Raw genomic sequence first — 26,535 nt, forward strand, 5'->3', positions numbered from 1 at the left:
CCGCCGTAGGCTCCAATTCCAGAGAGAAAACCGCCGCCGCATATGACACTTGCAACCGTTCTACCATTTATTGTCGCATTGCCGTTCGTCGGCGCTCTCATAACGGCTTTCATGCCGCGCGAAGGCGCGGCCGCAGGCCCGGCCTACCTCGCAAGCGCCGTCGCACTCTTCGGTCTCATCGGCAGCATTATTCTTTATCCGAACGTCAGTGGCGGCGGCGTCCTGAAATACGATGTGGAATGGCTGCCGCAGCTGGGCTTGAATTTCACCCTGCGGCTGGACGGATTTGCCTGGATTTTCGCGATCCTCATTACCGGCATCGGCCTGCTCGTGGTCCTCTACGCCCGATATTACATGTCGGCCCAGGATCCTATTCCACGGTTTTTCGCCTTTCTGCTCGCCTTCATGGGCTCGATGCTCGGCATAGTGCTATCCGGCAACGTCATTTTGCTGTCGATCTTCTGGGAAATGACCAGCATCTTCTCGTTCCTGCTGATCGGCTACTGGCACCAGAACGCCGGCGCACGCGATGGCGCCCGCATGGCGCTGACGGTGACGGGCATCGGCGGCTTCAGCCTTCTGGCCGGACTTCTGATCCTCGGCCACATGGCAGGAAGTTATGATCTGGACAAGATCATTGCGGCCGGCGCCGATATCCGCGCCCATTCCCTGTATCTGCCGGCGCTTATCCTCATCCTTGGCGGCGCGCTGACGAAGAGCGCGCAGTTTCCGTTCCATTTCTGGCTGCCCAATGCCATGGCAGCGCCCACGCCCGTTTCCGCCTATCTGCATTCGGCCACCATGGTGAAGGCCGGCGTATTTCTGCTCGCACGGTTCTGGCCGGTGCTGGCGGGCACGCCGGAATGGTTCTGGCTTTTGGGTGCGGCGGGTATCATCACGCTGCTGCTCGGCGCCTATTTCGCCATGTTCCAGCAGGACCTGAAAGGGCTGCTGGCCTACTCGACCATCAGCCATCTCGGCCTCATCACCACACTTCTCAGCCTCGGCAGCCCGCTTGCGGCGGTTGCGGCCATCTTCCACATGGTCAACCACGCCACCTTCAAGGCATCGCTTTTCATGGCGGCGGGCATCATCGACCATGAAACCGGCACCCGCGACATGCGGCGACTTAGCGGGCTTTATACCTATATGCCGGCAACCGCGACGCTCGCCATGGCGGCGAGCGCTGCAATGGCGGGCGTGCCCCTGTTCAACGGCTTCCTCTCCAAGGAAATGTTCTTTGCCGAGTCCGTCGAAACCCACGCAGACTCGCTGCTGGACCGCGCACTGCCCTATGTCGCGACGCTGTCCGGCGCATTTGCCGTCGCCTATTCACTGCGCTTCATCCACACGGTATTCTTCGGTCCCAAGCCGGTTGACCTGCCGAACCCCAATCCGCATGAGCCGCCACGCTGGATGCGCTTCCCGATCGAGTTCCTCGTCTTTGCCTGCCTGATCGTCGGCATCGTTCCGAGCCTGTCGATAGGTCCGTTCCTGCACTCCGCCGTGCTTTCCGTTCTCGGCCCGCAAACGCCGGTCTACAGCCTGTCGATCTGGCACGGTTTCAACCTGCCGCTCATCATGAGTATTGCGGCACTCGGCGGCGGCGTTACCATCTATGCCCTGCTCGGCGGCTATTTCTCGCGCTGCGACGACGGGCCGCCGGTCTTCCGGCATCTGCGGGGCCAGCGCATCTTCGAGCGCATTCTCGTCACCGTGTCCTGGAAGTGGGCACGGTGGCTGGAAAGCAGGCTCGGCACGCGGCGCCTGCAGCCGCAGCTGCGACTTCTGATCCTTGTGGCACTTCTTGCCGGTTTTTCACCGCTCTTCCTTTCGGAAGTTTCACTGTCGCTGCCGCGCGTGACGACCTTCGATCCGATCTTCGCCATCCTGTGGATGATCGGCATGATCGCCGCATTGGGTGCCGCCTGGCAGGCGAAATATCACCGCCTCGCCGCCCTCATCATGCTCGGCGTCTCCGGGCTTGTCACCTGCCTCACCTTCGTCTGGCTTTCCGCGCCGGATCTCGCGATCACCCAGCTGCTGGTCGAAATCGTCACCACGGTTCTGATCCTGCTTGGTCTCAGATGGCTGCCGAAACGTTTCGAGAAGGTCGACAGCAGCGACGAGTTGCCCGCGCAGCTTCGCCGCGCCCGTGACTTTCTGCTGGCCGCCGCAAGCGGCATCGGCATGTCGGTCATCGCCTATGCGGTGATGACCCTGCCCGTGCCGAACGCCATTGCCACCTACTTCCTCGAGCGCGCCTATTCCGAAGGCGGCGGCACCAATGTCGTCAACGTCATCCTGGTCGACTTCCGCGGCTTCGACACCTTCGGCGAAATCGCGGTGCTGGCCATCGTGGCACTCACCGTCTTTGCGCTGCTTCGCCGTTTCCGCCCCGCGCATGAAAGCATCGGGGTACCGGAACAGCAGCAGATGCAGAACGCCTTCGATGCGGAGCGGCCCGACCGCAGCAAGGGCGACACCGTCCGCGACTATCTCTATGTCCCGTCCATCGTGATGCAGTGGATGTTCCCTGTTATCGTCACCTTTTCGATCTTCCTGTTCATACGCGGCCACGACCTGCCCGGCGGCGGCTTTGCGGCCGGCATCACCATGGCAATCGCCTTCCTGCTGCAATATCTCGCCGGCGGCGCACGTTGGGCGGAAGATCGCATCCGCATCCTGCCGCTGCGCTGGATGGGCTTCGGCCTGTTGATGGCGGCGGCAACCGGTATCGGCTCGTGGTACTTCGGCTACCCGTTCCTGACCACCTATTTCCAATATACGGAGATACCCTATATCGGCAAAATGCCGACGGCATCCGCCCTGCTGTTCGACCTTGGCGTCTTTTCGACGGTAGTCGGCTCCACCGTACTTATTCTTATAGCACTGGCACACCAATCGTTGCGTAACTACCGCGTTCGCACGCCTGAAGCCGCAAAAGCGGAGGACGTGTAATGGAACTCATTCTTGCAATCGGCATCGGCATCATGACCGGCTCCGGCGTCTGGCTGATCCTGCGCCCGCGCACCTATCAGGTCATCGTCGGGCTTTCGCTGCTGTCCTATGCTGTCAACCTGTTCATCTTCGGCGTCGGCGGCATCAAGACCAATGCACCACCGGTTCTGGTCAACGGCGTCGACAGTTCCACCCTTGCCGACCCCGTGCCTCAGGCTCTGGTGCTGACGGCAATCGTCATCGGCTTTGCAACGACGGCGCTGTTCCTCGTTGTGCTGCTTGCCGCCCGCGGCCTGACCGGCACTGACCATGTGGACGGGAGGGAGACGAAATGATGTCGTTCCCCTTCCACATCGTCATCGCCCCCATTCTGGTGCCGCTGATCACCGCAGCACTCCTGTTGTTCTTCGATGAGCGCCAGCGTGTGGCGAAAGCCGCCATCAGTCTTGCCTCGACCGTTATATTGCTTGTCGTCGCCATCCTGCTGTTCCGCGAGGTGAACTCAACGGTCAATACCGAGATCGCGGCGGTGGTTTCGAGCGGCGTCTATCTGCTCGGCAACTGGCCAGCCCCTTTCGGTATCGTGCTCGTTGCCGACCGTCTCTCCGGGCTGATGGTGCTTTTGACGGCGCTGCTTGCCATCCCCTCGCTGATCTATTCGCTGGCGAAATGGCACAAGGCGGGCGCGCATTTCCATTCGCTGTTCCAGATGATGCTGATGGGCGTCAACGGCGCGTTTCTGACCGGTGACCTCTTCAACCTCTTCGTTTTCTTCGAGGTGATGCTCGCTGCCTCCTACGGCTTGCTGCTGCATGGTTCCGGCCAGCAGCGCGTCAAGGCCGGGCTGCATTACATCGCCATCAACCTCGTCGCGGCGCTGTTCTTCCTGATCGGCGTCAGCCTCATCTATGGCGTCACCGGCACGCTGAACATGGGCGACCTTGCCCATCGCATCGATGGCCTTAACCCGGACCAGCGCATGTTGCTGGAAACCGGCGCTGCGGTGCTTGGCATCGCGTTTCTTGTCAAGGCTGGCATGTGGCCGCTCAATTTCTGGCTGCCTTCCGCCTATGGCACCGCTTCCGCACCCGTCGGCGGACTGTTTGCGATCATGAGCAAGGTCGGCATCTACGTCATTGCCCGCCTGTCCTTCCTGCTTTTCGGACAGACGGCGGGCGAATCCGCCGGGTTTGGCCATGATGCCCTGCTCGTCGGCGGCATCGCCACCATCATCTTCGGGGCGATCGGCGTTCTCGCATCGCAGGCGCTCGGCCGGCTGGCTGGGTTTTCGGTTCTGGTGTCCTCGGGAACGCTTCTCGCCGCCATGGGCACCGGCAACCCGACCGTGGCAGCCGGCGCGCTCTATTATCTCATCAGCTCCACACTCACCATCAGCGCCTTCTTCATGCTGATCGAACTGGTGGAGCGCGGGCAGGATGCGGGTGCGAACGTTCTTGCCGTGACCATGGAAGCCTATGGTGAGGGCGAGGATGAGGAAGAAGAAGAGGAAGTCGGCGTGACCATGCCCGGCACCATGGCGGTGCTCGGCGCGTGTTTTGCGGCCTGCGGCATTCTCCTGGCCGGCCTGCCGCCCCTTTCCGGCTTCATCGCCAAATTCTCCATGCTGACCGCCATTCTCAACCCTTCGGGGCTGGGTGCCAATGACAACGTCTCCACCCTGTCCTGGTGGCTGGTTTTCCTGATCGTCTTTGCCGGTTTCGCCTCGCTGATCTCGATGACCCGCGCCGGCATCCGCACCTTCTGGGCCTCCATCGAAGGAACCGTGCCACGCGTCCTCGTCATCGAAATCGCCCCCATCATGCTGCTGCTTGGGCTGACGCTCGCCATGACCATACAGGCCGGGCCGGTGATGAGTTACATGCAGGAGACGGCGCGCATTCTGGACTTGCCGGCAAGCTACATTCAGGGCGTCATTTCCGCCCCGAGAGCCGGAACGAGCCCGGAGGCACAGCCATGATAAACCGTGTCCTGCCCTATCCGCTGCTGACGGTTTCGCTGATCTTCTTCTGGATGACGATCAACAGTTTTTCGCCCGGTCATCTGCTGCTCGGCACCGTTGTGGCCCTCATCGCCTCCTGGGCGATGGCGTCGCTCAGGCCAGCGAAACCGCGCATCCGCAACTGGCACAAGCTCGTCCAGCTGATCATGATCGTGCTTTACGACATCATCCGGTCGAATATTTCGGTCGTGAAAATCATTCTGTTCCAGCGTGAAAGAGACCGCAAATCCGGCTTCCTCGCGGTGCCGCTCGATATTCGCGATCCGATGGGACTTGCCATTCTGGCGACGATCCTGACCTCGACGCCCGGAAGCGCATGGCTTGAATATAATTCCAGCCAGGGCACACTTCTCCTTCATGTTCTCGACGATGTGGATGAGGCTGCCTGGATCAGCCTCATCAAGAACCGATATGAAAAACTGCTGATGGAGATATTCGAATGAGTTCGATTATCCTTTTCTGGTCCTTTTCGCTCGCGCAGCTGATGCTGGCCATCGCCATGACGATCTCCGTCTACCGCATCGCCATCGGCCCGCGCGCCCAGGACCGGGTGCTGGGCGTCGATACGCTCTATGTCAACGCCATGCTGCTATTGCTGACATTCGGCCTGCGCACCGGCAATGACATCTATTTTGAGGCATCGCTCCTGATTGCGATCCTCGGCTTCGTCTCCACCGTCGCCCTTTCCAAGTTCATGATGCGCGGCGAGGTGATCGAATGAACAATGCTGCAGAATTCCCGCTCTGGGCTGCCATTCTGGTGGCGTTCTTCGTCCTGCTGGGCGCTTCGCTGACGCTGATCGGCACCATCGGCTTTGCCAAGCTCAACAGCTTCTACGAGCGCCTGCACGCGCCGACGCTCGGCACCAGCTGGGGCACCGGCGGCATCGTGATGGCCTCGATCATCTATTTCTCCGTCTCCGGCGACCGCTTCGCCTTCCACGAGATCTTCATCGGCATCTTCGTGACGGTGACGACACCGGTTTCCCTGATGCTACTCGGCCGCGCCGCGCTTTATCGGGACCGGGCGGAGCAGAATTCGGATAACCGGGAGCATTTGTAGCAACATGTTGTGGGTCTAGAACTAAAATATGGTCGACGAGCTCACATGCTCACAATGCCCCCGTGGGAGTAGATTTTTTGATGCTACTCCATGGCCGTTATGTACAAATAGTTTCTAAGAGCCGCCCTTGCCGTTTTGTGCTCAATAGAGACGTACACACCCTTGTCCGGATTTTCCTCTAAAAATCTTTTCCATATTAAATCAGTCAAATAATTTGGGTCTCCATCATCATACATAACAACCCACGTATACCCATCATCTGACAGCGCAGATGATAGTATTCGTTTTTGATCAAGACCCTCTATCATCTTTTGTGCATACACTTCGCTACGATCAGAAGGCCCCACATTTGCAAAGACGGCTACGGCTTTTCCTCTCCACAAAAACGCTCCACGATGAGCTTCAAACAAGACACGGTTCGCGAAGTTTGCCGCCTCTTCGGCCTGTCTAAGCCAGTATTGTACCCTAGTTCCCAGCTTTCTCTCAAATAGCCTTACGAGATCGGCAGGTGAGATCTCGGGGGCTTTTAGATACCCTATCGTGTCAAAGACACCTGGTATTTCGGTATCATCAAAGCGAACGGGTAAAATATATTCTTTCCGTTCCCTAAATGCAGCTGCCTGCGCACTTTCACGCTCAAGGTTTGTCCAAACTTTATTGGCGTAATATTTGGATACAAACATGATTACATACTGACATTGATCCTTATAAACCGAGGAAAGATGATCGTATAAATTTTTCCCCCACAAATCATGCTTTTCGTATTCATCATAAAATAGCTTTATGCCACGCCCTTTTAGTATCTCAGCTACCTTTTCGACATACGGCCTATCTTCCCCGGCAAATGACAGAGCAACATCATATTGCTTGGACATGTTAACTCTCCGATTGGCTCGTTTCAAACCATACCCGAACGTACGGAATTTTCGATCCTGATTTCGGTAGCATGAAAGAAGAAAAATGATGCGGTGAGTTTGCTGGGAATGCACTACAATGAATAGCGCTAAAGTGGCTGTCGTGTTTATCAATATCGCGATGAAAGTATCGTCCGGACAAAAATCCCGACATTGGAATTACTTGCCCATCTGAAGATATGATTTATTTTCAGAAAAATGGTGCCCGGAGGCGGATTTGAACCACCGACACGCGGATTTTCAATCCGCTGCTCTACCAACTGAGCTATCCGGGCACTTCAGGTCCTTGAAGAACCTCCGCTTTTAGCGGGCGGGGCCGTTTTGGTGCCCCGAAAGTGAGCGGGGTTATAACATCTTGTTCGGACATGGCAAGCGCCATAACGAAGTTTTTTGACAGTTTTTTCACGGTGCCTGTGGATGGCTGGAATGTGGGCTCAGCGGAGGGCAAATCGCGCACCGAGAGCACGCTGTTGGTCAACCGTTGAAGCCCGATCTATCTCTCAGCGGCCCAGTCGGTGCTTTCCGCTACAGGATCGATCGCTCCGCGGCGACGGGGCGGGGCTGGCCGCTCAAGCCCCTTCGCTGCGCCGTGCGGCAAGGCCGAGGGCGAAAGGCACCACGGTCACCAGCGCCGCCATGACGGGAGAGGAAGCGAAGATGCGGCTGGCGAGCGAGGTAACGGCAACGGAGCGCACCACCATCATCAGGCGCGAATTCTCGTGGTCTTTATCATGCCTGACATCTACAGGTTTATGGCGGGTCGGGTGGAAAGCGGTCTCCAGTTTTTTTACATCACGGCGGAGCTTTTCCAGTTGCTTGCGAAGATCATCCAGTTCCGCACGTATCGACGGGTCGGCCGTTGCAGCAGCACGCGCATGTTCGGCAGCTGGTTTTTCGGCCTTTTTCTCCACGGCCTCTTCGTCCAGCTCAGCCAGATGGTCGTCAAGGTCCGTTGGCTTGTCGAAACCATGGGATCGCAGTGGTGCTTTCATCGCTGTCTCCTGAGGCGTTCTGAATTGCGGCGACGGGCATTCTTACCCGATCTCGCCTTTTCAACGTCTCAGCCGGGCAAAGGATGCACATAAAGCGGCAACATCAGCGCAATCGGCCCATAAAAAAACAGGCCCCGGAGGGCCTGTTCATTTGTCTGTCTTGAAGGCTTATGCCGCTTTTGCGGTGCTGGCATAGGGATCGAAACGACCGTAGAAGGTCTCGCCCTTGGCGGCCATGTCCTTAAGCAGCGGTGTCGGCTTGAAGCGCGGGCCATATGCCTCGCTCAGCTTCTCGGCGAGCGCCACGAAGGTCTTCACGCCCATGCCGTCGATGTAAGACAGTGCACCGCCGGTGTAGGGCGCAAAGCCGAAACCGAGGATGGAGCCGACATCGGCCTCACGCGGATCGGTGACGATGCCTTCTTCCACCGTGCGGGCTGCCTCCAGAGCAACAGTGACGAGGAAGCGCTGTTTCAGCACCTCCATATCCACATCCTCAGGCTTCTGCTGCGGATAGAGACCCTTCAGGCCGGGCCAGAGGGACTTCTTGGCGGGCTTTGGCGGGTAGTCATAGAAGCCCTTGGCGTTCTTGCGGCCGAAGCGACCCTCGCCTTCCACCAGCTTCTTCACCAGCTCCATATGGCGCGGATCGACCGCCTTTTCACCGAGATCGGCAACGGTAGCTTTCAGGATCTTGTAGGAAAGATCGATCGCCACCTCGTCGTTCAGCGCCAGCGGACCGACCGGCATGCCGGCGAATTTCGCGGCATTCTCGATCATGGCGGGCGGCACACCCTCGATCAGCATATCGTAGCTTTCCGCCATGTAGCGCAGCACGCAGCGATTGACGAAGAAGCCGCGCGTATCGTTGACGACGATCGGCGTTTTCTTGATCTTGGCCACATAATCCAGCGCGACCGCAAGCGCCTTGTCGCCGGTTTCCTTGCCGAGGATCACTTCCGTCAACATCATCTTCTCGACCGGCGAGAAGAAATGGATGCCGATGAAATCCGCCGGGCGTTTGGAGTTTTTCGCAAGCCCGGTAATGGGCAGGGTAGAGGTGTTGGAGGCGAAGATCGCGCCCTGCGGCAGGACGGCTTCCACGGCCTCGATGACGGCTTTTTTCACGTCCCGGTCTTCGAAGACGGCTTCGATGACGAGATCAGCATCGGAAAGCGCTGCGTAATCGGAGGTCGGGATGACGAGGTCGAGCAACACCTTACCTTCGTCCTGCGTCAGCCTGCCCTTGCCGATGGCGGCCTTGACGCTTTCCTCGCAATGGCCCTTGCCCTTGTCTGCCGCTTCCTGATCGCGATCGACCAGCACAACGGGGATACCGGCTGCGGCGGTGACATAAGCGACTGCAGCGCCCATGAAGCCGGCGCCGACGACGCCGACCTTCCTGAACTCCGTCTTCGGCTGGCCTGCCGGGCGGCGCGCGCCCTTGCCCAGTTCCTGCATGGAAACGAACAGTGAGCGGATCATGCCGAAGGCTTCCTTCGAGCGAAGGATTTCGGTGAAATAACGCTGCTCCACCTTCAGCGCCGTATCGAAAGGCAATTGCAGGCCCTCATAGACGCATTTCAGAATGGCAAGTGCTGCCGGATAGTTGCCGGCGCTTTCACGGCGCAGGATCGCCGGAGCGGCCGGCCAGAGCTGGGCAGCGGCCGGCGTCCAGATGCCGCCGCCGGGGGCCTTGAAGCCCTTTTCATCCCATGGAGCGACCGGCTTCAGGCCGTCCTTGATCATCTGCTTGGCAGCGGAAATGAGCTGATCCGGCTCCACCACCTGATGCACCAGTCCCATGGCCTTGGCGCGCGCGCCGGTCAGTGACTGGCCGGTGGTCATCATCTGCAACGCCGATTGCGCATCGGTGAGACGCGGCACGCGCTGGGTGCCACCGGCACCGGGGAAGATACCGACCTTGACTTCCGGCAGGGCGATCTTGAGGCTCTTAGCACTCGAAGCAACACGGCCGTGGCAAGCCAGCGACAGCTCGAAAGCGCCGCCCATGCAGGTGCCGTTGATGGCCGAGACCCACGGCTTGCCATTGGTTTCCAGCTTGCGGAACAGACCGGTCATGCGGCCAACCAGTTCGAACAGCTTAGCGGCTGCCTGATCCGGATCCTTCGCCTTCTCGTCATTGTAGAAGGAGAACATCGACTTGATCATCGAAAGATCCGCGCCACCGGAAAATGTGCTCTTGCCGGAGGTAAAGACAACGCCCTTGACGGCGCTATCGGCGACAGTCGCGTCAACGATGGCGTTCAACTCGTCCATCACTTCTGACGTGAAGACGTTCATGGACTTTTCCGGCATGTCCCAGGTGACAAGGGCGATGCCGTCTGCGTCCGTCTCGATGGTGAAATTGGTATAAGTGCTCATTTTGGGATTCCTCTTCCCTGAATTTCCCTGAGGTTATGACAGGCCGATGGCGAGGCTGAGAGAACCGACCACGAGAACGAGAAACACAATCAAACCCCAACGTTCGGCTCGGAGGCGGCGGACATGTGCAGAAGAAACGGGGCTGACGAACGCCCTATGATCCTGCGCCATGTCCTTTTCCAGATTGTGCCTAGCCAGTTGCTGTTCGATCTCGTTCTTGGGTCGCTCGTAAACCTCGCGCCTCATGACCAGCCTCTCAAACCCGCTCGATAACCGTCGCCGTGCCCATGCCCGCGCCGATGCAGAGCGTGACCAGTGCGGTGTTCAGATCGCGCCGCTCCAGCTCGTCCAGCACCGTGCCGAGGATCATCGCCCCCGTGGCACCCAGCGGATGGCCCATGGCGATCGCGCCGCCGTTGACGTTCATCCTGTCGTGGCTGATATCGAAGGCCTGCATGTAACGCAGCACCACGGCGGCGAAGGCTTCGTTGAGTTCGAAGAGATCGATATCCGCAAGCTTCATGCCGGTCTTTTTCAGGAGCTTTTCGGTCACGTCCACCGGGCCGGTCAGCATGAGTGCCGGGTCGGAACCGATATTGGCGAAAGCCTTGATGCGGGCACGCGGTTTCACGCCCATCGCGTCGCCGCCAGCCTTGGAACCGATCAGCACGGCGGCGGCGCCATCGACGATACCGGACGAATTGCCCGCATGGTGCACGTAGTTGATGCGCTCCACTTCCGGGTGAGCCATGATGCCGACAGCTTCGAAGCCGCCCATTTCACCCGGCATCTGGAAGGAGGGGTTGAGGGAAGCGAGTGCCTGCATGTCCGTGCCCGGACGCATATGCTCGTCGCGATCAAGGATCGTCAGGCCGTTGCGGTCCTTCACCGGAATGACGGACCTGTTGAAATAGCCCTTTTCCCAGGCATGTGCCGCACGCTTCTGGCTTTCGACGGCATAGGCGTCGACATCGTCACGGGAAAAACCGTATTTGGTGGCGATGAGATCAGCGGAAACGCCCTGCGGCATGAAGAAGGCGGGGAAGTTGACCGAGGGGTCCATGTACCAGGCGCCGCCCGACATGCCCATGCCGACGCGGGACATGCTTTCCACGCCGCCGGCGATGACGATATCGTCCGAACCGGCCTTGACCTTGCCGGCCGCGAAGTTGATGGCATCAAGACCCGAAGCGCAGAAGCGCGAGATCTGCATGCCCGGCGCCTTGTTGGAATAACCGGCCTCGAAGGCGGCGGCTTTCGGGATCACCGCGCCGGCGTCCATGACAGGATCGACGCAGCCCATGATGATGTCATCGACAGCAGACGTATCGAGCCCGTTGCGGTCGCGGATGGCTTCCAGCGTCTTGGCGGCAAGGCGAACGGAGGGCACCTCATGCAGGCTGCCATCCTTCTTGCCGCGTCCGCGCGGGGTGCGGACATGGTCATAAATATAAACGTCGGTCATTAACTCTCTCCCTTGCACCGTATTCTCAGTGCACCAAGCTCATTTAAGCGTCCATTTTCCGCGACGATCGTCATCAGCGGCAACAAGGCGCCCCTTTTTCCTCAATTCTGTCGCCGCCCACCGCATGTCATATTGCCACGAATAAAAAAGATCGTGCCCATGCAGGTCAGTTTGGTGATGGTCCCAAATGTACTTCGCTACGTACAGAATCGATCCTTCGCCATTATTCGCCTTAAGCGCCTCAACTACCCAATCTGTTAAATCTGCCTTGGTAACCATCAAAAACCTTCGTTGTCAGAATGCTTCCGCAGCCAGTTCCATCGTGGTGTCCGCGCCGGTTTCGATGCGGGCCTTGCGCAGCGCCGTTTCCGGCATGATGCGCTCCATATAAAACTTTGCCGTGACGAGCTTGGTCTTGAGGTAATCCTCGTCCGAAGCGGCACCGGTCGCAAGCGCGTCATTGGCAGCCTTGGCCATGCGGGCCTGCATGTAACCCAGCACCACGATGCCGAAGAGATGCATATAGTCGGTCGAGCCGGCACCGGCATTGTCGGGCTTGGCCATCGCGTTCTGCATGAACCACATGGTTGCGGCCTGCAGGTCGTTCAAGCCCTTCTTCAGGCCCTTGGTGTAAAGGGCAAGCTTTTCGTCGGCGCGGTTTTCCTCGCAGAAATCGCCGATTTCCTTGAACAGTGCCATGACGGCGCGGCCGCCATTCATGCCGAGCTTGCGGCCGACCAGATCGAGCGCCTGAATGCCGTTGGCGCCCTCATAGATCATGGTGATGCGGGCATCGCGGACATATTGGCTCATGCCATGTTCCTCGATGTAGCCGTGACCACCGAAAACCTGCTGCGCCATGACGGCGTGGTCAAAGCCCTTGTCGGTCAGCACGCCTTTCAGGATCGGCGTGACGAGGCCGAGCAGATCGTCTGCCGCCTGCCGCTCTTTCTCGTCGGTCGAGCGATGGGCGATGTCGGATTGCAGCGCCGTCCACAGAAGGAAGGCACGGCCGGCCTCGTTGTAAGCCTTGATGGTCATCAGCGTGCGGCGGATATCGGGATGCACGATGATCGGATCGGCCTTCTTGTCGGGGAACTTGACGCCCGACAGCGAGCGGCCCTGAATGCGATCGCGGGCATATTCGACGGCGTTCTGATAGGCGATCTCGCCAACGGAAAGGCCCTGCAGGCCGACGCCGAGGCGGGCTTCGTTCATCATCACGAACATGGCGGAGAGACCCTTGTTCTCCGCACCCAGCAGATAACCCGTGGCATCGTCATAATTCATGACGCAGGTGGCGTTGCCGTGAATGCCCATCTTGTGTTCGATCGCGCCGCAGGTGACGCCGTTGCGTTCGCCGAGCGCGCCATCTTCCTTCACGAGGAATTTCGGCACGATGAATAGCGAGATGCCCTTGGTGCCTTCTGGTGCACCTTCGATGCGGGCGAGCACCAGATGGACGATATTATCAGTCATGGAATGTTCGCCGGCCGAAATGAATATCTTCTGGCCGGAAATCCTGTAGCTGCCGTCGTCCTGCGGAACTGCCTTGGTGCGCAGCAGGCCGAGATCGGTGCCGCAATGGGGTTCGGTGAGGTTCATGGTGCCGGACCATGTGCCTTCGACCATCTTCGGCAGATAGGTTTCCTTCTGCTCCTGCGTTCCATGCACCAGAACGGCGGCGATGGCGCCCTGCGTCAGGCCGGGATACATCATCAAGGACAGGTTGGCGGACGACATGTATTCGCCGATTGCGGCATGCAGCGTGTAGGGCAGGCCCTGCCCACCGAATTCCGGCGGAACGGCAAGGCCGATCCAACCGCCTTCACAATAGGCGTCGTAGGCCTCCTTGAAACCATCAGGCACGGAGACAGAACCGTCGTCTGCACGCTTGCAGCCCTGCTGGTCGCCGGAAAGATTGAGCGGGAAAAGCCGCTCCTCGGCCACCTTCGCCGCCTCACCGGTGATCGCCTCGATCATATCAGGGGTCGCATCCTCGAAGCCGGGCAGGTTGTTATACCGCTCGAGGCCAAGAACGTCGTTCAGAATAAAAAGCGTGTCTTTGACTGGGGCCTTGTAAACAGGCATTACCGATGTTCCTCCGCATCGTGAAAGCCGGAGCCGATCCGGCCAATATGGGATGACAATATTTGACGTGCGCGTAAACGTCAAATAAATTCCAACGGAATATCGCCTCTCCTTTTTCCGCTGAATGGATGGCCCGCCCCGCGCGAAATCGCCATGCGCCACAAAAGTTAAAAAATTCCAACTATAGTTAACCACTTATTTACCACGTTTCGCGGATTCTCCGACAAGAGGTAACTGCTTCGTCACTCGGCGCATTTTCCTCCAAGGGGGCAAATACCGGCTCTAGAATTGCTGCATGTTGCTGCGACGGCATGGCCAGAGAGGCCAACCGTGACGACAACAACCGGGCACGCCGGACGGAAGCGAAGCGAGCGAGAAGATGAACGGATTGCGATCGAAAACCCAACCGCCAAGCGACAGGTCGTCTCTTGATGCTCTCAATCGCACTATTGAAGGCCTTGAAGCCCGCATCGAAGGGCTGATGAGCCAGAAATTCCCGCGCGATCCTCGGGCCACGAACCCTGCCCCTGAACCGAAAACCGAGGCTTACGCCGCGCCGCGTGAGCCGCGCGCCACTGTCACCCCGCCACAGCTCGACCCCGTCAACGAAATCCGCCAGCGCCAGCGCCTTCTCGAGGCCAGCTTCCAGCGCCCGCAGGAGCCCGTTGCGCGCCCGGAACGAACCATTACCAGACCGCTCGCGCCGGAATACCGGCCGAACGACGTGCAGAACGCGGCGCCCAATCCCGCACCGCGCGCGCGTTCCATCCCGCCCCATCAGGAACAGCAGCGAAACGACGCGGCCCTGCAGGAGATCGCGCAGGCGCTCGTTAACCTGCGGCACGAACTGAAGCACGATATTTCCGAAGGCGTGGCGCGCGAAGCGCAGGGGCTGCGTGCCGAAATCCGCAATATCCGCACGATTGCGGAAGACCAGCATTTCATCGGCGATCTGCGCGATGATATTGCAAGGCTTGCCGGCAGCATCGACCAGCTCGGCAATCTTGCATCTCCGGATGCCTACGGGCTGCGCAACGAATTCGACGACCTGCGCGTCACCATCGACCAGCTTGCACGCGAAGACAGTGTGCACCGGATCGAAAGCCGCTGGAACACGGTGGAAGACACGTTGCGCGGTTTCGATGCGGCCTCGCTGCAGGACGAAATCGTCTCGCTCGCCTATCGTCTCGACGACATCAAGACCCAGCTCGGCGGCATGAGCAACAACCCCGCCGTGCGCGTGCTTGAAGAAAAGCTGATTGCCATTGCGAGCGCCGTGGAACAGCTCGGCAAGCATATGCAGCCGAACGAAGCGGCCTTTACCGAGCAGTTTTCCGGTCTGGATCAGCGGCTCGATGAAATCAGCCGCGCCATTGCCGCTGCCAGCACCCGCTCCAATACACAGGCGACGGACAATGCGCTGGCGCAGCGGCTTGAAACCCGCCTGAACGGCCTTGCCGAACAGTTGGGCGACATCAACCGCCTCGCCGCCGTCAAGCCTGATCCGACTGAGGATCTTACCGCGCGCCTTGAAACGCTGGCCGGCAAGATCGACGAGCTGAGCACCGCTCGCGATGCCGCCCAGCTGCATGAGAGGCTGGACCAGCTTTCTCTGCTTCTAGAACGGTCGCAGCGCCCCTCGCAGCAGGCGGAACTGACATCCTTCCTAAGCGACATTTCCCGCAAGATCGACGCGTTGGATCACGGTGCCGTCAACGACGGTCTGGCGGAACGGCTCGATATGCTTTCGCGACGCATCGAAGACCTCGATTATCGTTATAGCCAGCCGCAGCCGGTAGCCGGTTTCAACGAAAGCGCCTTTTCGCGTCTGGAAGAGCGGCTCGGCAATATCGCCGCCCGCCTGGATGAGACCGCCCATGCCGCACCGGCCGATAGCGGTGCGCTGACGAGCCTCGAAAACCAGATCGCCCATCTCTCCTCACTGATCAGCCACCCGGTCCATCACCAGCAGGCAGGCATGTCGCCTGAACTCGACGCCCGCATGTCGGCGATCGAGGACTACATGGCGTCGAACGACGAATATATCATCGAGGCGGCACGACAGGCGGCCGAGGCTGTTCTGGATGCCTTTACGCGCAACAATGTCTCCTCCGGCGCCAACCTTGCCGACATGACGATGCTGACCGATCTCGCCACCGATCTGCGCAGCCTCGAGGCACTGAGCCGCAACACCGAAGAACGCACGCACCGCACCTTCGAGGCGCTGCACGAGACGCTGGTGCAGATCGCCGGCCGGCTGGACAGCCTTGACAATCGTGAGGCCGCTCCCGCCTATCGCCAAGAGGCCACTGCGCGCAACGTCGCACAGCATATGGTCGCTACCGCTCGCGAAGATGTGGCCATGCCGGCCGCCATTTTCCCGCAAGAGGGCTACATCGCCGAAGAGCAGCTCATTCTCGACGACACGCGGGATGCAGGCGAAAACGAAGCGGATACGATTGTACCGCCCGCCGCTGCAAAACCCGCAAAAGCAGAGAAAAAGAGCCTGCTTGCCGGCCTGACCAAGCGTTTCAAGACCGGCACGGCAAAGACCGCCAAATCGGCAGAGGAACCGGTATCTGCCACCACCACGCGCACGCAGGTCGAGCCCGCCCCCTCGCTCGACCCGATCGACGTTCTGCCCGCCGGCCAGGAAAACGAACTTCTCGAGCCCGGTTCGGGCGCGCCTGATATCAAGAAGATTCTGGAACGCGTGCGCGCCAGCCAGGTCGCCGCCAGCGGCAAGGCCGCAGATGCCGAGGGACGGACGGATTTCATCGCCGCCGCCCGTCGCGCAGCACAGGCTGCTGCCATGGAAACATCGCCGGAGAAGCTTGAAACCGGCAAGAAAAACCGCAAGCCCGACGCTTCGGCGCTTTCACGTTATCGCCGCCCGCTGCTGCTCGGCATCGGTGCCATTCTTCTCGCCATGATGGCCATGCCGCTCGTCAAGACGATGATCGGCGGCGCGGAAGCTCCGGCACCGGTCATCGAACAGAAGATGGACAATGCTCCGGTCTCCGCACTTCCCGAGACCGGCGACAAGGCCGTGACCATCCCGTCCGAACTCACTATCGATCCGCAGCAGGCTGCATCCGCCGACAGCATCGAAAACGCCGCACCGACGGAAAACACCATCGATCCGCGTACGATCGGCGGTGCACCACTGACCAACGAACCGCCGGTTGCCGATGCACCCGCCGTGGATGCGTCATCCGGCGCTGTTGCGCAGAACCAGCCGCAGGCACCGGTGGAAGCCGCTGCTCCAGCCACCCCGGCCCATGATGCGATCGCAGTTCCCGCCGGTATCGAACCGGCATCGCTGGCGGAAGCGGCAGTAAAGGGCGACACGCAGGCGCTGTACGAGATCGCAGCACGCTACACCGAAGGTCGTGGCCTTGCCGCCGATCGTGCGGAAGCCGCAAAGTGGTACAAGCTGGCGGCGGATCGCGGCCTCGCCCCCGCGCAATATCGTCTCGCCAACCTTTACGAGAAGGCAAATGGCGTCGAGCGCAACCTTTCCGAAGCGAAGCGCTACTACACGCTGGCTGCTGATCAAGGCAATGCGGGCGCCATGCACAATCTCGCCGTCCTGCTCGCCTCCGACGCGGCCGGCCAGCCGGATTTCACCGCCGCCGCGCAATGGTTCATCAAGGCTTCCGAACTCGGCGTCCGTGACAGCCAGTTCAACCTCGCCATTCTTTACGCACGCGGAAGCGGCGTGAAGCAGGATATCGAAGAATCCTACAAGTGGTTCGCGATTGCGGCCAAGGACGGCGATACCGACGCCGCCCAGAAGCGTGATGAAGTTGCCGGAGCAATGAACCCGCAGCAGCTTCAGAGCGCACGCACCAAAGCCGATGCATGGAAGGTCAAGCCGCTTTCGGAAGACGCCAACAGCGTCAACCCGCCGGAAGAATGGGCTGGCAAGGAAGGCGTGAAGACCGCTTCCGTCGACATGGAAAAGGCGATCCGCAACATTCAGGCTATCCTGAACAAGAACGGTTTCGACGCAGGCCAGCCCGACGGCAAGCTCGGCAAGAACACCGTGACCGCCATCAAGGACTTCCAGAAGTCCGTGGGCCAGACGCCTGACGGGCGCATCACCAACGAGCTGGTGACCGCACTGCTCGCTCGCAACAAATAACCGTTTCGCAACACATGAAGCGGCCACACCGGCCGCTTCCTTACACTTTGGCGCCGGAATGTGGCGCCGCATCTGCTGCCTAGCCTCTATCTTTCCAAATTATCAACGTATTTACCGTTGAATGTTGACACGTCGGGCCCTCGCGGGCATGACGGGTGAAGGCCGGGCATGCCCGGTCTTTTCAGACAGAAAGTGTAAATCGCGGCGCGGCCCCTCACCCGGACAAGCCCCGTCGCCCGGAACCATTTGCCCGAGGTCCGAGCCGTGACTGTCTATCTGCCGATCGCAGAACTGTCGGTGAATATTTTCATCATTCTCGGCATGGGCGCGGCCGTCGGTTTTCTTTCCGGCATGTTCGGCGTGGGCGGCGGCTTTCTCATCACTCCGCTGTTGATTTTCTACAATATTCCGCCGGTAGTGGCGGTGGCGACGGGCGCAAACCAGGTGGTTGCCTCCTCCGTCTCCGGCTCGATCACGCATTTCCGGCGCGGAACGCTGGATGTAAAGCTCGGCAGCGTGCTGCTTGTCGGCGGTCTCCTCGGCGCCACGGTCGGCGTCTGGATATTCTCGTTCCTGCGCAGCATCGGCCAGCTCGATCTCATTGTTTCGCTGCTCTATGTCATCCTGCTCGGCACCGTCGGCACGCTGATGCTGAAGGAAAGCATTTCCGCTCTTCGCCGCGCCGCCCGCAATGAAACCGTGACGCTGCGCCGTCCCGGACATCACAACTGGGTTCACCGCCTGCCGCTGAAAATGCGGTTCAAGAAATCGAAGATCTATCTCAGCGTCATTCCCATCGTCACGCTGGGTTTCGGCATCGGCATCCTCACCTCGATCATGGGTGTCGGCGGCGGCTTCATCATGGTGCCGGCCATGATCTATCTCCTGCGTATTCCGACCAATGTCGTTGTTGGAACCTCGCTGTTCCAGATCATTTTCGTGACCGCCTATACGACCATCGTTCAGGCCGCGACGAACTATTCGGTCGATGTGGTGCTGGCCTTCATCCTGATGGTGGCTGGTGTCATCGGTGCGCAATATGGCGTGCGCGTGGGGCAGAAATTGCGCGGCGAACAGTTGCGCGCACTTCTGGCGCTGCTGGTGCTTGCGGTTGCCCTTCGCCTTGCCGTAGCGCTGGTGGTGCACCCGGAAGACCTGTTTTCGGTCGCCGTTGGAGGGTTAGGCTATTGACCCGCCGCCTGCTGCTTTGCGCATTTCTGCTTGTCAGTTCCTGCCTTGGCTTTACGGCTTTAGCGCAGACGCCGCCGCTTGCCCTGCCTCCCGGCACGCAGCAGCGGTCCCTGCAGGAAAATATTGAAATTGGCGCATCGACGACCGAAATTCCGATCACCTCCGATTTTCGCGGAGCGGATTTCACACTCTTCGGCGCTCTCAACAATACCGACCAGCTGCTGCTGGCCATCGGGCAATATGATATCGTCGTAACCCTCGAAGGCCCCAGCGACTACATGACCGTGCGCAAGAAGGAGCGTGTGGCCGGCATCTGGATCAATACCAGCGCCATCACCTTCACACCGCTGCCGGAATCCTATTCCATGGCCAGCACACGCGATATCAGCGCCGTCGCCTCACCCGGCACCTTGCGGGCAATGGGACTGGGTGTCGAACACCTGTCGCTCAAAAGCGCGGTGTTCTCGGGCGTGCCCGACAATGTCTTCGATTTTCAGGAGGCCTACCGACGCCTGAGGCTTTCAAGCGGCATCTATCGCAATGACACGACCGGCGTGCGGCTGGAGCGTACCGGCCTGTTCTGGGCAACCCTGCGCCTGCCCGCCAACGTGCCGAACGGTGTGCACACCGCCCGCGCCTACCTCTTCAAAAGCGGCAACTTCATCGCCCAGCGCGAGCTGAAACTGCGCGTCGTCAAGACCGGCATGGAACAGGCGATCACCGATGCGGCGCATCAGACGCCGCTTGCCTATGGCGCGCTGTGCGTTCTCCTTGCCGTCGTCACCGGCTGGGGTGCGAGCATTATTTTCCGCAAGGACTGACAGCTTTTCATCCCGTAAACGTGCGCGTGTGCTACCCGCACGGGAAAAGATAGCGTTCGCTTCCTTCCAAGGTTTGCTGTAAAATTCAAGGCGTTACAACCACGCACGCAGCCAATGGCGGCAAGTGCGGTTGTGACTGGGATGAAAAGGAGAAATGTCATGTTCAAGCACATTCTCATTCCCACCGATGGCTCGCCGCTGGCGCAGATCGCAATCGACCAAGGGTTCGCTCTCGCCAGAGAGGCAGGCGCAAAGGTGACCGTCGTGACGGTATCCGAACCCTTTCACGTCATTGCCAGCGATGTCGAGGACATTGCCGCCATTGCCGAAGAGGAATTCCACCGTTGCGAGGAAGCGGAGCATTTTCTGAGAGACACACAGGCGCACGCTGCGTCGATGGGGCTGGATTGTGAAGCCCTGCTGGCGCGGGCCGGGCGGCCGGATGAGGCGATTATCGAAATTGCCAACAGGACCGGCTGCGATCTCATTGCCATGGCTTCGCACCGGCGCAGAAGCTTCATTGAGATGCTGCTCGGCAGCGTCACGGCCAAGGTGCTGAAAAACTCGAAGATACCGGTGCTGGTCTATCGCCAATAGGCGGCTGTGGCGACGAGATACGCTCAGCCGAGCAGATTTGAAAACCGCACCGAATAGATGCGGTCCCTCCCCATCAGATGCGCAACGAGTGCCGTGTGATCGAAGAGACCGCGCATGGCCTTGTGCCGCAAATCCAGCCCGCCGCTCATGACCCCGAAGGCCGGCATCAGAAGCCGCGAACCATCGGTGGCGAAACAGGGCCGCCGAACCGTCTTTTCGCGGCGGCGAACCGTGGCGGAGGGATGCAGGTGACCCGCGATCTCGCCGGCGGCATCTCCCACCTTCGGCTCATGGCGGAAGACGAGATTGCCGTAAAACATCTCATCCACCGAAGAGCCCGGCAGATCGACGGTACCATCCGGATCGTGGTTGCCGTTGATCCATATCCATTCGCGGCCACGGGCCATCTCGCGGATGAGTTCGCGCAGCATCAGCGGCAGATGCTCGGAGCCGACGCGGTCGTGGAAATTGTCGCCGAGGCTGACGACGATCTTCGGATCGTAGCGGCTGACGAGCGAAGACAGGATTTTAAGCGTGGCAATGGTGTCGTAGGGCGGCAACATGCGCCCACGCCGGGCAAAGGCCGCACCTTTTTCCAGATGCAGGTCGGAGACGACGAGCAGGGACAGGTCCGGCAGGTAAAGCCCGCCGAGCGGATCGCACCAGGCGGCGACGCCGTTCACGGCGGTTTCGCTGCCGAGGCATTCGAAGCCGTTAGAAAACCTGTCGCTCAATGTCAGCCGGCTCAGCACTTTTACCTTCGTTCCTTTATTCCAACCCGATGTTTCACGACATCGCTTCGGCGATCAGCTCGTCTGCGGCCTCGGCCAGCACGGTGTCCATCGCTTCGCCCGCCACCATCTCGCGACCGATTTCCAGCATGACCGGTACGGCAAGCGGCGAGACATGCTCCAGCGCGCGGTGGGTGGTGTGCCCCTTGATTCGCCTCAGCATATCGCCAAGACGGCCAATATCCAAAAGTCCCGTCGCCGCATCGCGCCGCGTGGCTTCCAGCAGAATATGGTCCGGCTCATGGCTGCGAAGAACGTCATAAATAAGATCGGCCGAGACAGTGACCTGACGGCCGGTCTTCTCCTTGCCCGGATGGCGGCGTTCGATGAGGCCGGAAATGACGGCGCAGTTGCGGAAGGTACGCTTCAGCATGAAGGATTCGTCCAGCCATGCCTCCAGATCGTCGCCCAGCATATCCTCATCGAGGAGGTCCGCCAGTGACAGGCGGCGGGATTTCAATCGGCTGCCGATATCGTCCATGGCCCAGATGGCGAGCGAATAATCGGTGGCGACGAAGCCCATCGGCTTTGCGCCCGCCCGTTCCAGCCGCCGGGTCAGAAGCATGCCGAGCGTCTGGTGTGCCAGCCGCCCTTCGAAGGGATACATGACCATGAAGAAGCGTTTGCGGAAGGGAAAGGTTTCGACCAGCAGCTCGTCGCGCTTGGGAATGATCGACTTTTCCTTCTGGATCGCCAGCCAGTCGCGCACCTGATCCGGCAGTGACTGCCAGCGGGCGGGATCGGAGAGCATGGAGCGCACTTGATCCGCAAGGTAGGTGGAAAGCGGAAACTTGCCGCCTGCATAGGAGGGTATCTTCGGGTCCATCGAAAAGGCCTGCGACACCAGGCATTCGCTCTCCCGAATACCCTCGAACCGCAGCACCTTGCCCGCAAACAGGAAGGTATCGCCCTGCACCAGCTGTTCGAGGAAATATTCCTCGACCTTGCCAAGCGACATACCGCCGCGCCCGACCGAGCCCTTGGCATTGCGTTTGACCATGCGGACATTGAGTTCCGCCGCCTCGACAATGGTGCCGAGGTTGAGGCGATATTGCTGTGCGACTGCCGGATTGGAAACGCGCCAGCGGCCGTCCTTCATCTGGCGGATGCGGGCGTAACGTTCATAGGTGCGTAGCGCGTAACCGCCGGTGGCGGTGAAATCCACGATACGGTCAAAGGTTTCGCGTGGCAGATCGGCGTAAGGCGAAGCGTTGGTCACTTCGCGGTAGAGGTCGTCCGCATCGAAGGGCTCGGCGCAGGCCATGCCAAGTACATGCTGGGCCAGAACATCGAGCGCGCCTTCGGCAATCGGCGGCGTATCCTGAGCACCGATATAGTTGGCATCCAGCGCGGCGCGGCACTCCATCACCTCGAACCGGTTGGCGGGAACGAGGATCGCCTTTGACGGTTCGTCCATGCGGTGATTGGCGCGGCCGATACGCTGGGCAAGACGGCTCGCCCCTTTTGGCGCACCGACATGCGCAACCAGATCGACATCGCCCCAGTCTATGCCGAGATCGAGCGTGGAGGTGGCAACGACGGCGCGCAGCCGGTTTTCGGCCATCGCGGCCTCCACCCGGCGGCGCTGGTTCGTATCCAGCGAGCCGTGATGCAGCGCAATTGGCAGATTGTCGTCATTGATGGTCCAGAGCTCCTGAAAGATCAGCTCCGCCTGCGAGCGGGTGTTGACGAAGATCAGCGTCGTCTGATGCTCCTTCAGCGCCGCATATAAATCCTTCATGGCGTAACGCGCCGAATGGCCGGACCACGGAATACGGTCTTCCGTGTGCAGAATGGAGATATCCGGTTTTGCTCCGCCCTCGACGGTGATGAGGCCGGCAGGCGGCTCACCCCGCCCCTGCGGCGCAAGGTAACGGCGCAAGTCCATCGGTTCCGCCACGGTGGCCGAAAGGCCGATAAAGCGCACATGCGGCGCGTGCCTGCGCACCCGGGCGAGCGCTAGCGACAGCAGATGGCCACGCTTGGAGGTGACGAGCGAATGCAGCTCATCCAGCACCACATATTTGAGGTCGCGGAAAAAGCGTTCGGCCTCCTTGTTGGCAAGCAGCAGCGACACCTGCTCCGGCGTCGTCAGGAGAATATCGGGCGGCTTGATCTTCTGACGCTGGCGTTTGCCCTGCGGCGTATCGCCTGTGCGGGTCTCGATGGAAATCGGCAGGCCCATTTCGGAAACGGGTTTGGTGAGATTGCGTTCGATATCCACCGCAAGCGCCTTCAGCGGCGAGATATAGAGCGTGTGCACACCGACAAAACCGGAGCCCGGCGGCACCTTGCCACGCTCTGCCAGATCGGTGAGCGACGCCATGAAGCCGCCCAGCGTCTTGCCGGCGCCCGTCGGCGCAATCAGCAGCATGTTCTCGCCACCCCCGCGCCCGTGCCATCAGCTCCAGCTGATGGGCGCGCGGAGACCACCCCTTTTCGGCAAACCATTTCTGGAATGGAAGAGGCAAGGTGCCGACATGCGTGCCGGAAGTGGGAGACTCGGCGTGTTTCACACCCTCAAGGTAGTGAAAAACCTGCAAAAAAGAAGAGCCGAACAGGACCGCTTGACAGGAAAGCATAATCATGGATAAATAATATCCACAATACTGAAGCACACCAAACATGGGCAAGTCGGATGAAACTCGGCGACGGCGTTGAACAGGCCATTCACAGCGTAAGCATGCTGGCGGGACTTTCCGAAGGCGGCGTGCTTTCGGCGGCGGCGCTGGCGGAATTCCATGGTGTTTCCACGAGCTATCTCCTGAAGCACCTGCAATCGCTTTCCGGCGCGGGGATCGTCACCACCGTGCCGGGGCCGAAGGGCGGTTATCGTCTCGCCCGGACGACCGACAAGATTACCCTGCTCGATATCGTTCTGGCCGTGGAGGGACCGCAGCCTGCCTTCCGCTGTGCGGAAATTCGCCAGCGCGGGCCGAACCCCTTGCCGGGACGTTATTTCACCAAGCCCTGTGGCATCAATGCCGCGATGCTGAAGGCGGAGAAGGTCTACCGCGCCGAACTTGCAAAAACCACCATTGCCGACATTGCGGGCGACCTTGCCGCCACTGACGACGGCGGTATTGCAGCACGCGGCTGCGCCTTTCTGGAGCTGAACGAGCGCAAGACCGCAACGCGCTGAGACCCAAAGACAGGATTACCCGAAATACCGGAAGCGACACCGCTTTCCGGAACGATGACGCATACCCTTAACAGACCCAACCAATGGAGAGAGACCCATGAAAACCCGTTTGAACTATGCCAAAGCATCTCCCGAAGCCTTCAAGGCCGTAATGGCGCTGGAAACCTACGTCCAGAGCAGTGGCCTCGAGCGCCGCTTCGTTCACCTCATCAAGCTGCGTGCCTCGATCATCAACGGCTGCGCCTTCTGCGTCGACATGCATGTGAAGGAAAGCCGCCATGACGGTCTTCCCGAACAGTGGATCAACCTGATGAGCGTATGGCGGAATCCACTGTCTATACCGAGCAGGAACGGGCGCTGCTCGGCTGGGTGGATGCAGTAACGAAGATTGCCGAAACCGGCGCTCCGGATGACACCTTCGAAGCGCTGAAGGCACATTTCTCCGACGAGGACATCGTGAAGATCACCGTTGCCATCGGTGCCATCAACACATGGAACCGCATCGCCGTCGGTTTCCGCTCGCAGCATCCGGTCGACGCCGCCGCCAAGGCAGCCTGAACCGCCGTACCAGAGCAACACGACCGCTACATGGCGATGTAGCGGTCGTTTCTGTGATTGATGGCAAGCGCGAGGTTCATGACCAGCGCGCCGAGGATGGAGCAAATGATGACGAAAGGCGTCGCGATGAAAAACGAGCAGGCCAGCACCATGCCATCGAAGGCGAGCTGGACGAGACCGGCACGCCAGCCGAAACGATCCTGAAGATAAAGCGCCAATATGCCGAAGCCACCGAGGCTGGTGCGGTGGCGGAACAGCGCCAGCATGCCGGCCGCAACCGTCAATCCGCCAAAGAGAGCTGCGGCAACCGGATTGATGCTCTGAAAGGCGAAAAAGCCGGGCATATATTCCGAAAGCAGCGCCGTCATGGCAATGGCGCAAAAGGTCTTGACCGTGAAGGCAAGGCCAAGACGGCGGAAGGCGAGATAATAAAACGGCAGGTTGACGAGGAAGAACACCGCGCCAAAGCTGAAACCGAGCGAATAATGCGCCAGAAAGGCAATGCCCACCACGCCGCCGGTGAGAAGGCCCGCCGCGGAAAGCAGCGTCACGCCAAGCGAGACCAGCATGCTGCCCGCCAGAACGCCCTGGGCATCCTCCAGCAGCGAATGACGATCGGGCGCGGAAGCCCAAATATTCACGCGCTTGCGCGCACTCGTATCGCCCATGCCTTTTCCCCTGATTTTCCGACTCTTATCGAGCTATTGCGCCCAAGTGCGACGGATTTCAAGCGCACAGCGCTCAGCGTACGACGATGTATCTGTCCGAGCGATGGTTGATGGCGAGAAACATGTTCAGCACGAAGGCGCCGACAATCGAATAGACAACGGTGGCCGGATCAATGACGAGGAAGGCGCAGAGCATCACAAAGGCATCGAAGGCGAGCTGGATCAGGCCGGCGCGGATGCCGAAGCGGTCCTGAATATAGATGGCCAGAATGCCGATGCCGCCCAAGCTGGCGCGATGGCGATAAAGCGCCAGCAACCCGTAGCCGAGCAGCAGACCGCCGAGCAGCGCCGCCCAGAGCGGATTGATGCTGTCGATGACCATCCAGCGTGCTTCCACTTCCGTCAGGACCGAAACGAGAGCAATGGCGATGAAGGTCTTGGCGGAAAAGGCAAGGCCGAGGCGACGGAAGGACAGATAATAGAACGGTAGATTGACGAGGAAGAACAGGAGGCCAAAGCTCAAGCCGAAGGCATAATGAAGAAGAAAGGCGACGCCCGCGGTGCCACCGGTCAAAAGGCCGACCTTGTTCAGAAGATAAAAGCCGAGCGCCGACACGATGGCTCCGGTGACGATGCCCTGCACGTCTTCCACCGGCGCATGTTTAGCCGGATCCGAACTCCACATGCTGTAAACGCTTCTCGTTCTGCTCACGCTTTTTTCCCTCAGGTT

The 26,535-nt window shown here is 59.9% G+C and carries 21 protein-coding genes, 1 tRNA gene and 2 pseudogenes; 12 read left to right on the forward strand and 12 right to left on the reverse strand.

Features of this window, described 5'->3' with window-relative positions:
* Positions 1–42 precede the first annotated feature (42 nt).
* Genes RBH10_RS20315 through mnhG form a run of 6 tightly spaced genes read left to right on the forward strand, consistent with a single transcriptional unit; the run spans position 43 to position 6,043 of the window.
* Complete coding sequence (locus RBH10_RS20315) at positions 43–2,961, forward strand: monovalent cation/H+ antiporter subunit A (RefSeq protein ID WP_281038126.1); 2,919 nt, start codon at positions 43–45, stop codon at positions 2,959–2,961.
* Entirely contained in the window at positions 2,961–3,296 is a 336-nt protein-coding gene (locus RBH10_RS20320) for a Na+/H+ antiporter subunit C (RefSeq protein WP_045015144.1), read from the forward strand. The genes RBH10_RS20315 and RBH10_RS20320 overlap by 1 nt, the downstream gene beginning before the upstream one ends.
* Positions 3,293–4,939 carry a monovalent cation/H+ antiporter subunit D gene (locus tag RBH10_RS20325; protein WP_281038125.1) on the forward strand — a complete coding sequence of 549 codons (1,647 nt, stop codon included), beginning with the start codon at positions 3,293–3,295 and terminating at the stop codon, positions 4,937–4,939. The genes RBH10_RS20320 and RBH10_RS20325 overlap by 4 nt, the downstream gene beginning before the upstream one ends.
* On the forward strand, positions 4,936–5,424 hold the full coding sequence (locus RBH10_RS20330; RefSeq protein ID WP_281038124.1) for a Na+/H+ antiporter subunit E: 489 nt from the start codon (positions 4,936–4,938) through the stop codon (positions 5,422–5,424). Before RBH10_RS20325 ends, RBH10_RS20330 begins: the two co-directional genes overlap by 4 nt.
* A complete protein-coding gene (locus RBH10_RS20335) occupies positions 5,421–5,702 on the forward strand; it encodes a K+/H+ antiporter subunit F (RefSeq protein WP_003514989.1) in 282 nt (93 codons plus the stop codon). The genes RBH10_RS20330 and RBH10_RS20335 overlap by 4 nt, the downstream gene beginning before the upstream one ends.
* Positions 5,699–6,043, forward strand: coding sequence for a monovalent cation/H(+) antiporter subunit G (mnhG, locus tag RBH10_RS20340; protein ID WP_025592428.1), 345 nt, complete (start codon positions 5,699–5,701; stop codon positions 6,041–6,043). The genes RBH10_RS20335 and mnhG overlap by 4 nt, the downstream gene beginning before the upstream one ends.
* A gap of 83 nt (positions 6,044–6,126) precedes the next feature.
* Here the strand turns inward: mnhG and RBH10_RS20345 are convergent, their stop codons facing one another.
* The 8 genes from RBH10_RS20345 to RBH10_RS20380 form a co-directional block, all read right to left on the reverse strand.
* Entirely contained in the window at positions 6,127–6,918 is a 792-nt protein-coding gene (locus RBH10_RS20345; protein ID WP_281038123.1) for a toll/interleukin-1 receptor domain-containing protein, read from the reverse strand.
* A 238-nt stretch (positions 6,919–7,156) separates the two neighbouring features.
* Positions 7,157–7,232, reverse strand: a tRNA-Phe gene (locus RBH10_RS20350).
* 294 nt (positions 7,233–7,526) lie between these two features.
* Positions 7,527–7,949, reverse strand: coding sequence for a hypothetical protein (locus RBH10_RS20355; protein WP_281038122.1), 423 nt, complete (start codon positions 7,947–7,949; stop codon positions 7,527–7,529).
* Between the two features lie 168 nt (positions 7,950–8,117).
* On the reverse strand, positions 8,118–10,334 hold the full coding sequence (locus RBH10_RS20360; protein ID WP_281038121.1) for a 3-hydroxyacyl-CoA dehydrogenase NAD-binding domain-containing protein: 2,217 nt from the start codon (positions 10,332–10,334) through the stop codon (positions 8,118–8,120).
* A gap of 33 nt (positions 10,335–10,367) precedes the next feature.
* Positions 10,368–10,580 (reverse strand): hypothetical protein, encoded by a 213-nt coding sequence (locus tag RBH10_RS20365; protein ID WP_281038120.1) that lies wholly within the window; start codon positions 10,578–10,580, stop codon positions 10,368–10,370.
* A 10-nt stretch (positions 10,581–10,590) separates the two neighbouring features.
* Entirely contained in the window at positions 10,591–11,799 is a 1,209-nt protein-coding gene (locus RBH10_RS20370; protein WP_281038119.1) for an acetyl-CoA C-acetyltransferase, read from the reverse strand.
* Positions 11,800–11,838: 39 nt separating this feature from the next.
* The gene (locus tag RBH10_RS20375) at positions 11,839–12,078 is read right to left on the reverse strand and encodes a hypothetical protein (RefSeq protein WP_281038118.1); all 240 of its coding nucleotides are present in this window, start codon (positions 12,076–12,078) and stop codon (positions 11,839–11,841) included.
* Positions 12,079–12,093: 15 nt separating this feature from the next.
* Complete coding sequence (locus RBH10_RS20380) at positions 12,094–13,890, reverse strand: acyl-CoA dehydrogenase C-terminal domain-containing protein (protein ID WP_281038117.1); 1,797 nt, start codon at positions 13,888–13,890, stop codon at positions 12,094–12,096.
* 379 nt (positions 13,891–14,269) lie between these two features.
* On the opposite strand from RBH10_RS20380, the gene podJ reads away from it, so the two are divergent.
* The 4 genes from podJ (at position 14,270) to RBH10_RS20400 (ending at position 20,646) form a co-directional block, all read left to right on the forward strand.
* Positions 14,270–18,037: a cell division protein PodJ gene (podJ, locus tag RBH10_RS20385; protein ID WP_281038116.1), complete on the forward strand. Its 3,768-nt coding sequence runs from the start codon at positions 14,270–14,272 to the stop codon at positions 18,035–18,037.
* A gap of 264 nt (positions 18,038–18,301) precedes the next feature.
* On the forward strand, positions 18,302–19,228 hold the full coding sequence (locus RBH10_RS20390) for a sulfite exporter TauE/SafE family protein (RefSeq protein WP_045015478.1): 927 nt from the start codon (positions 18,302–18,304) through the stop codon (positions 19,226–19,228).
* Positions 19,225–20,049, forward strand: coding sequence for a TIGR02186 family protein (locus RBH10_RS20395; RefSeq protein WP_281038115.1), 825 nt, complete (start codon positions 19,225–19,227; stop codon positions 20,047–20,049). Before RBH10_RS20390 ends, RBH10_RS20395 begins: the two co-directional genes overlap by 4 nt.
* 159 nt (positions 20,050–20,208) lie before the next feature.
* Complete coding sequence (locus tag RBH10_RS20400) at positions 20,209–20,646, forward strand: universal stress protein (protein WP_045015153.1); 438 nt, start codon at positions 20,209–20,211, stop codon at positions 20,644–20,646.
* 23 nt (positions 20,647–20,669) lie between these two features.
* Here RBH10_RS20400 and pdeM read toward each other — a convergent pair whose 3' ends face one another.
* Complete coding sequence (gene pdeM, locus RBH10_RS20405; protein ID WP_281038114.1) at positions 20,670–21,398, reverse strand: ligase-associated DNA damage response endonuclease PdeM; 729 nt, start codon at positions 21,396–21,398, stop codon at positions 20,670–20,672.
* 34 nt (positions 21,399–21,432) lie between these two features.
* Positions 21,433–24,025 (reverse strand): annotated as a pseudogene (locus RBH10_RS20410) (ligase-associated DNA damage response DEXH box helicase).
* A gap of 50 nt (positions 24,026–24,075) precedes the next feature.
* On the opposite strand from RBH10_RS20410, the gene RBH10_RS20415 reads away from it, so the two are divergent.
* Both RBH10_RS20415 and RBH10_RS20420 read left to right on the forward strand, forming a co-directional pair.
* Positions 24,076–24,579 carry an Rrf2 family transcriptional regulator gene (locus tag RBH10_RS20415; RefSeq protein WP_045015155.1) on the forward strand — a complete coding sequence of 168 codons (504 nt, stop codon included), beginning with the start codon at positions 24,076–24,078 and terminating at the stop codon, positions 24,577–24,579.
* A 97-nt stretch (positions 24,580–24,676) separates the two neighbouring features.
* Positions 24,677–25,137, forward strand: a pseudogene (locus tag RBH10_RS20420) (carboxymuconolactone decarboxylase family protein).
* A 26-nt stretch (positions 25,138–25,163) separates the two neighbouring features.
* Here RBH10_RS20420 and RBH10_RS20425 read toward each other — a convergent pair.
* Both RBH10_RS20425 and RBH10_RS20430 read right to left on the reverse strand, forming a co-directional pair.
* Entirely contained in the window at positions 25,164–25,805 is a 642-nt protein-coding gene (locus RBH10_RS20425) for a YitT family protein (protein ID WP_281038112.1), read from the reverse strand.
* Positions 25,806–25,878: 73 nt separating this feature from the next.
* Positions 25,879–26,490, reverse strand: coding sequence for a YitT family protein (locus tag RBH10_RS20430; RefSeq protein ID WP_281038152.1), 612 nt, complete (start codon positions 26,488–26,490; stop codon positions 25,879–25,881).
* Positions 26,491–26,535: the final 45 nt, after the last annotated feature.

Origin of the sequence: Rhizobium sp. AN73, assembly GCF_030757975.1 — a bacterium.
Classification (GTDB): Bacteria; Pseudomonadota; Alphaproteobacteria; order Rhizobiales; family Rhizobiaceae; genus Agrobacterium; species Agrobacterium arsenijevicii.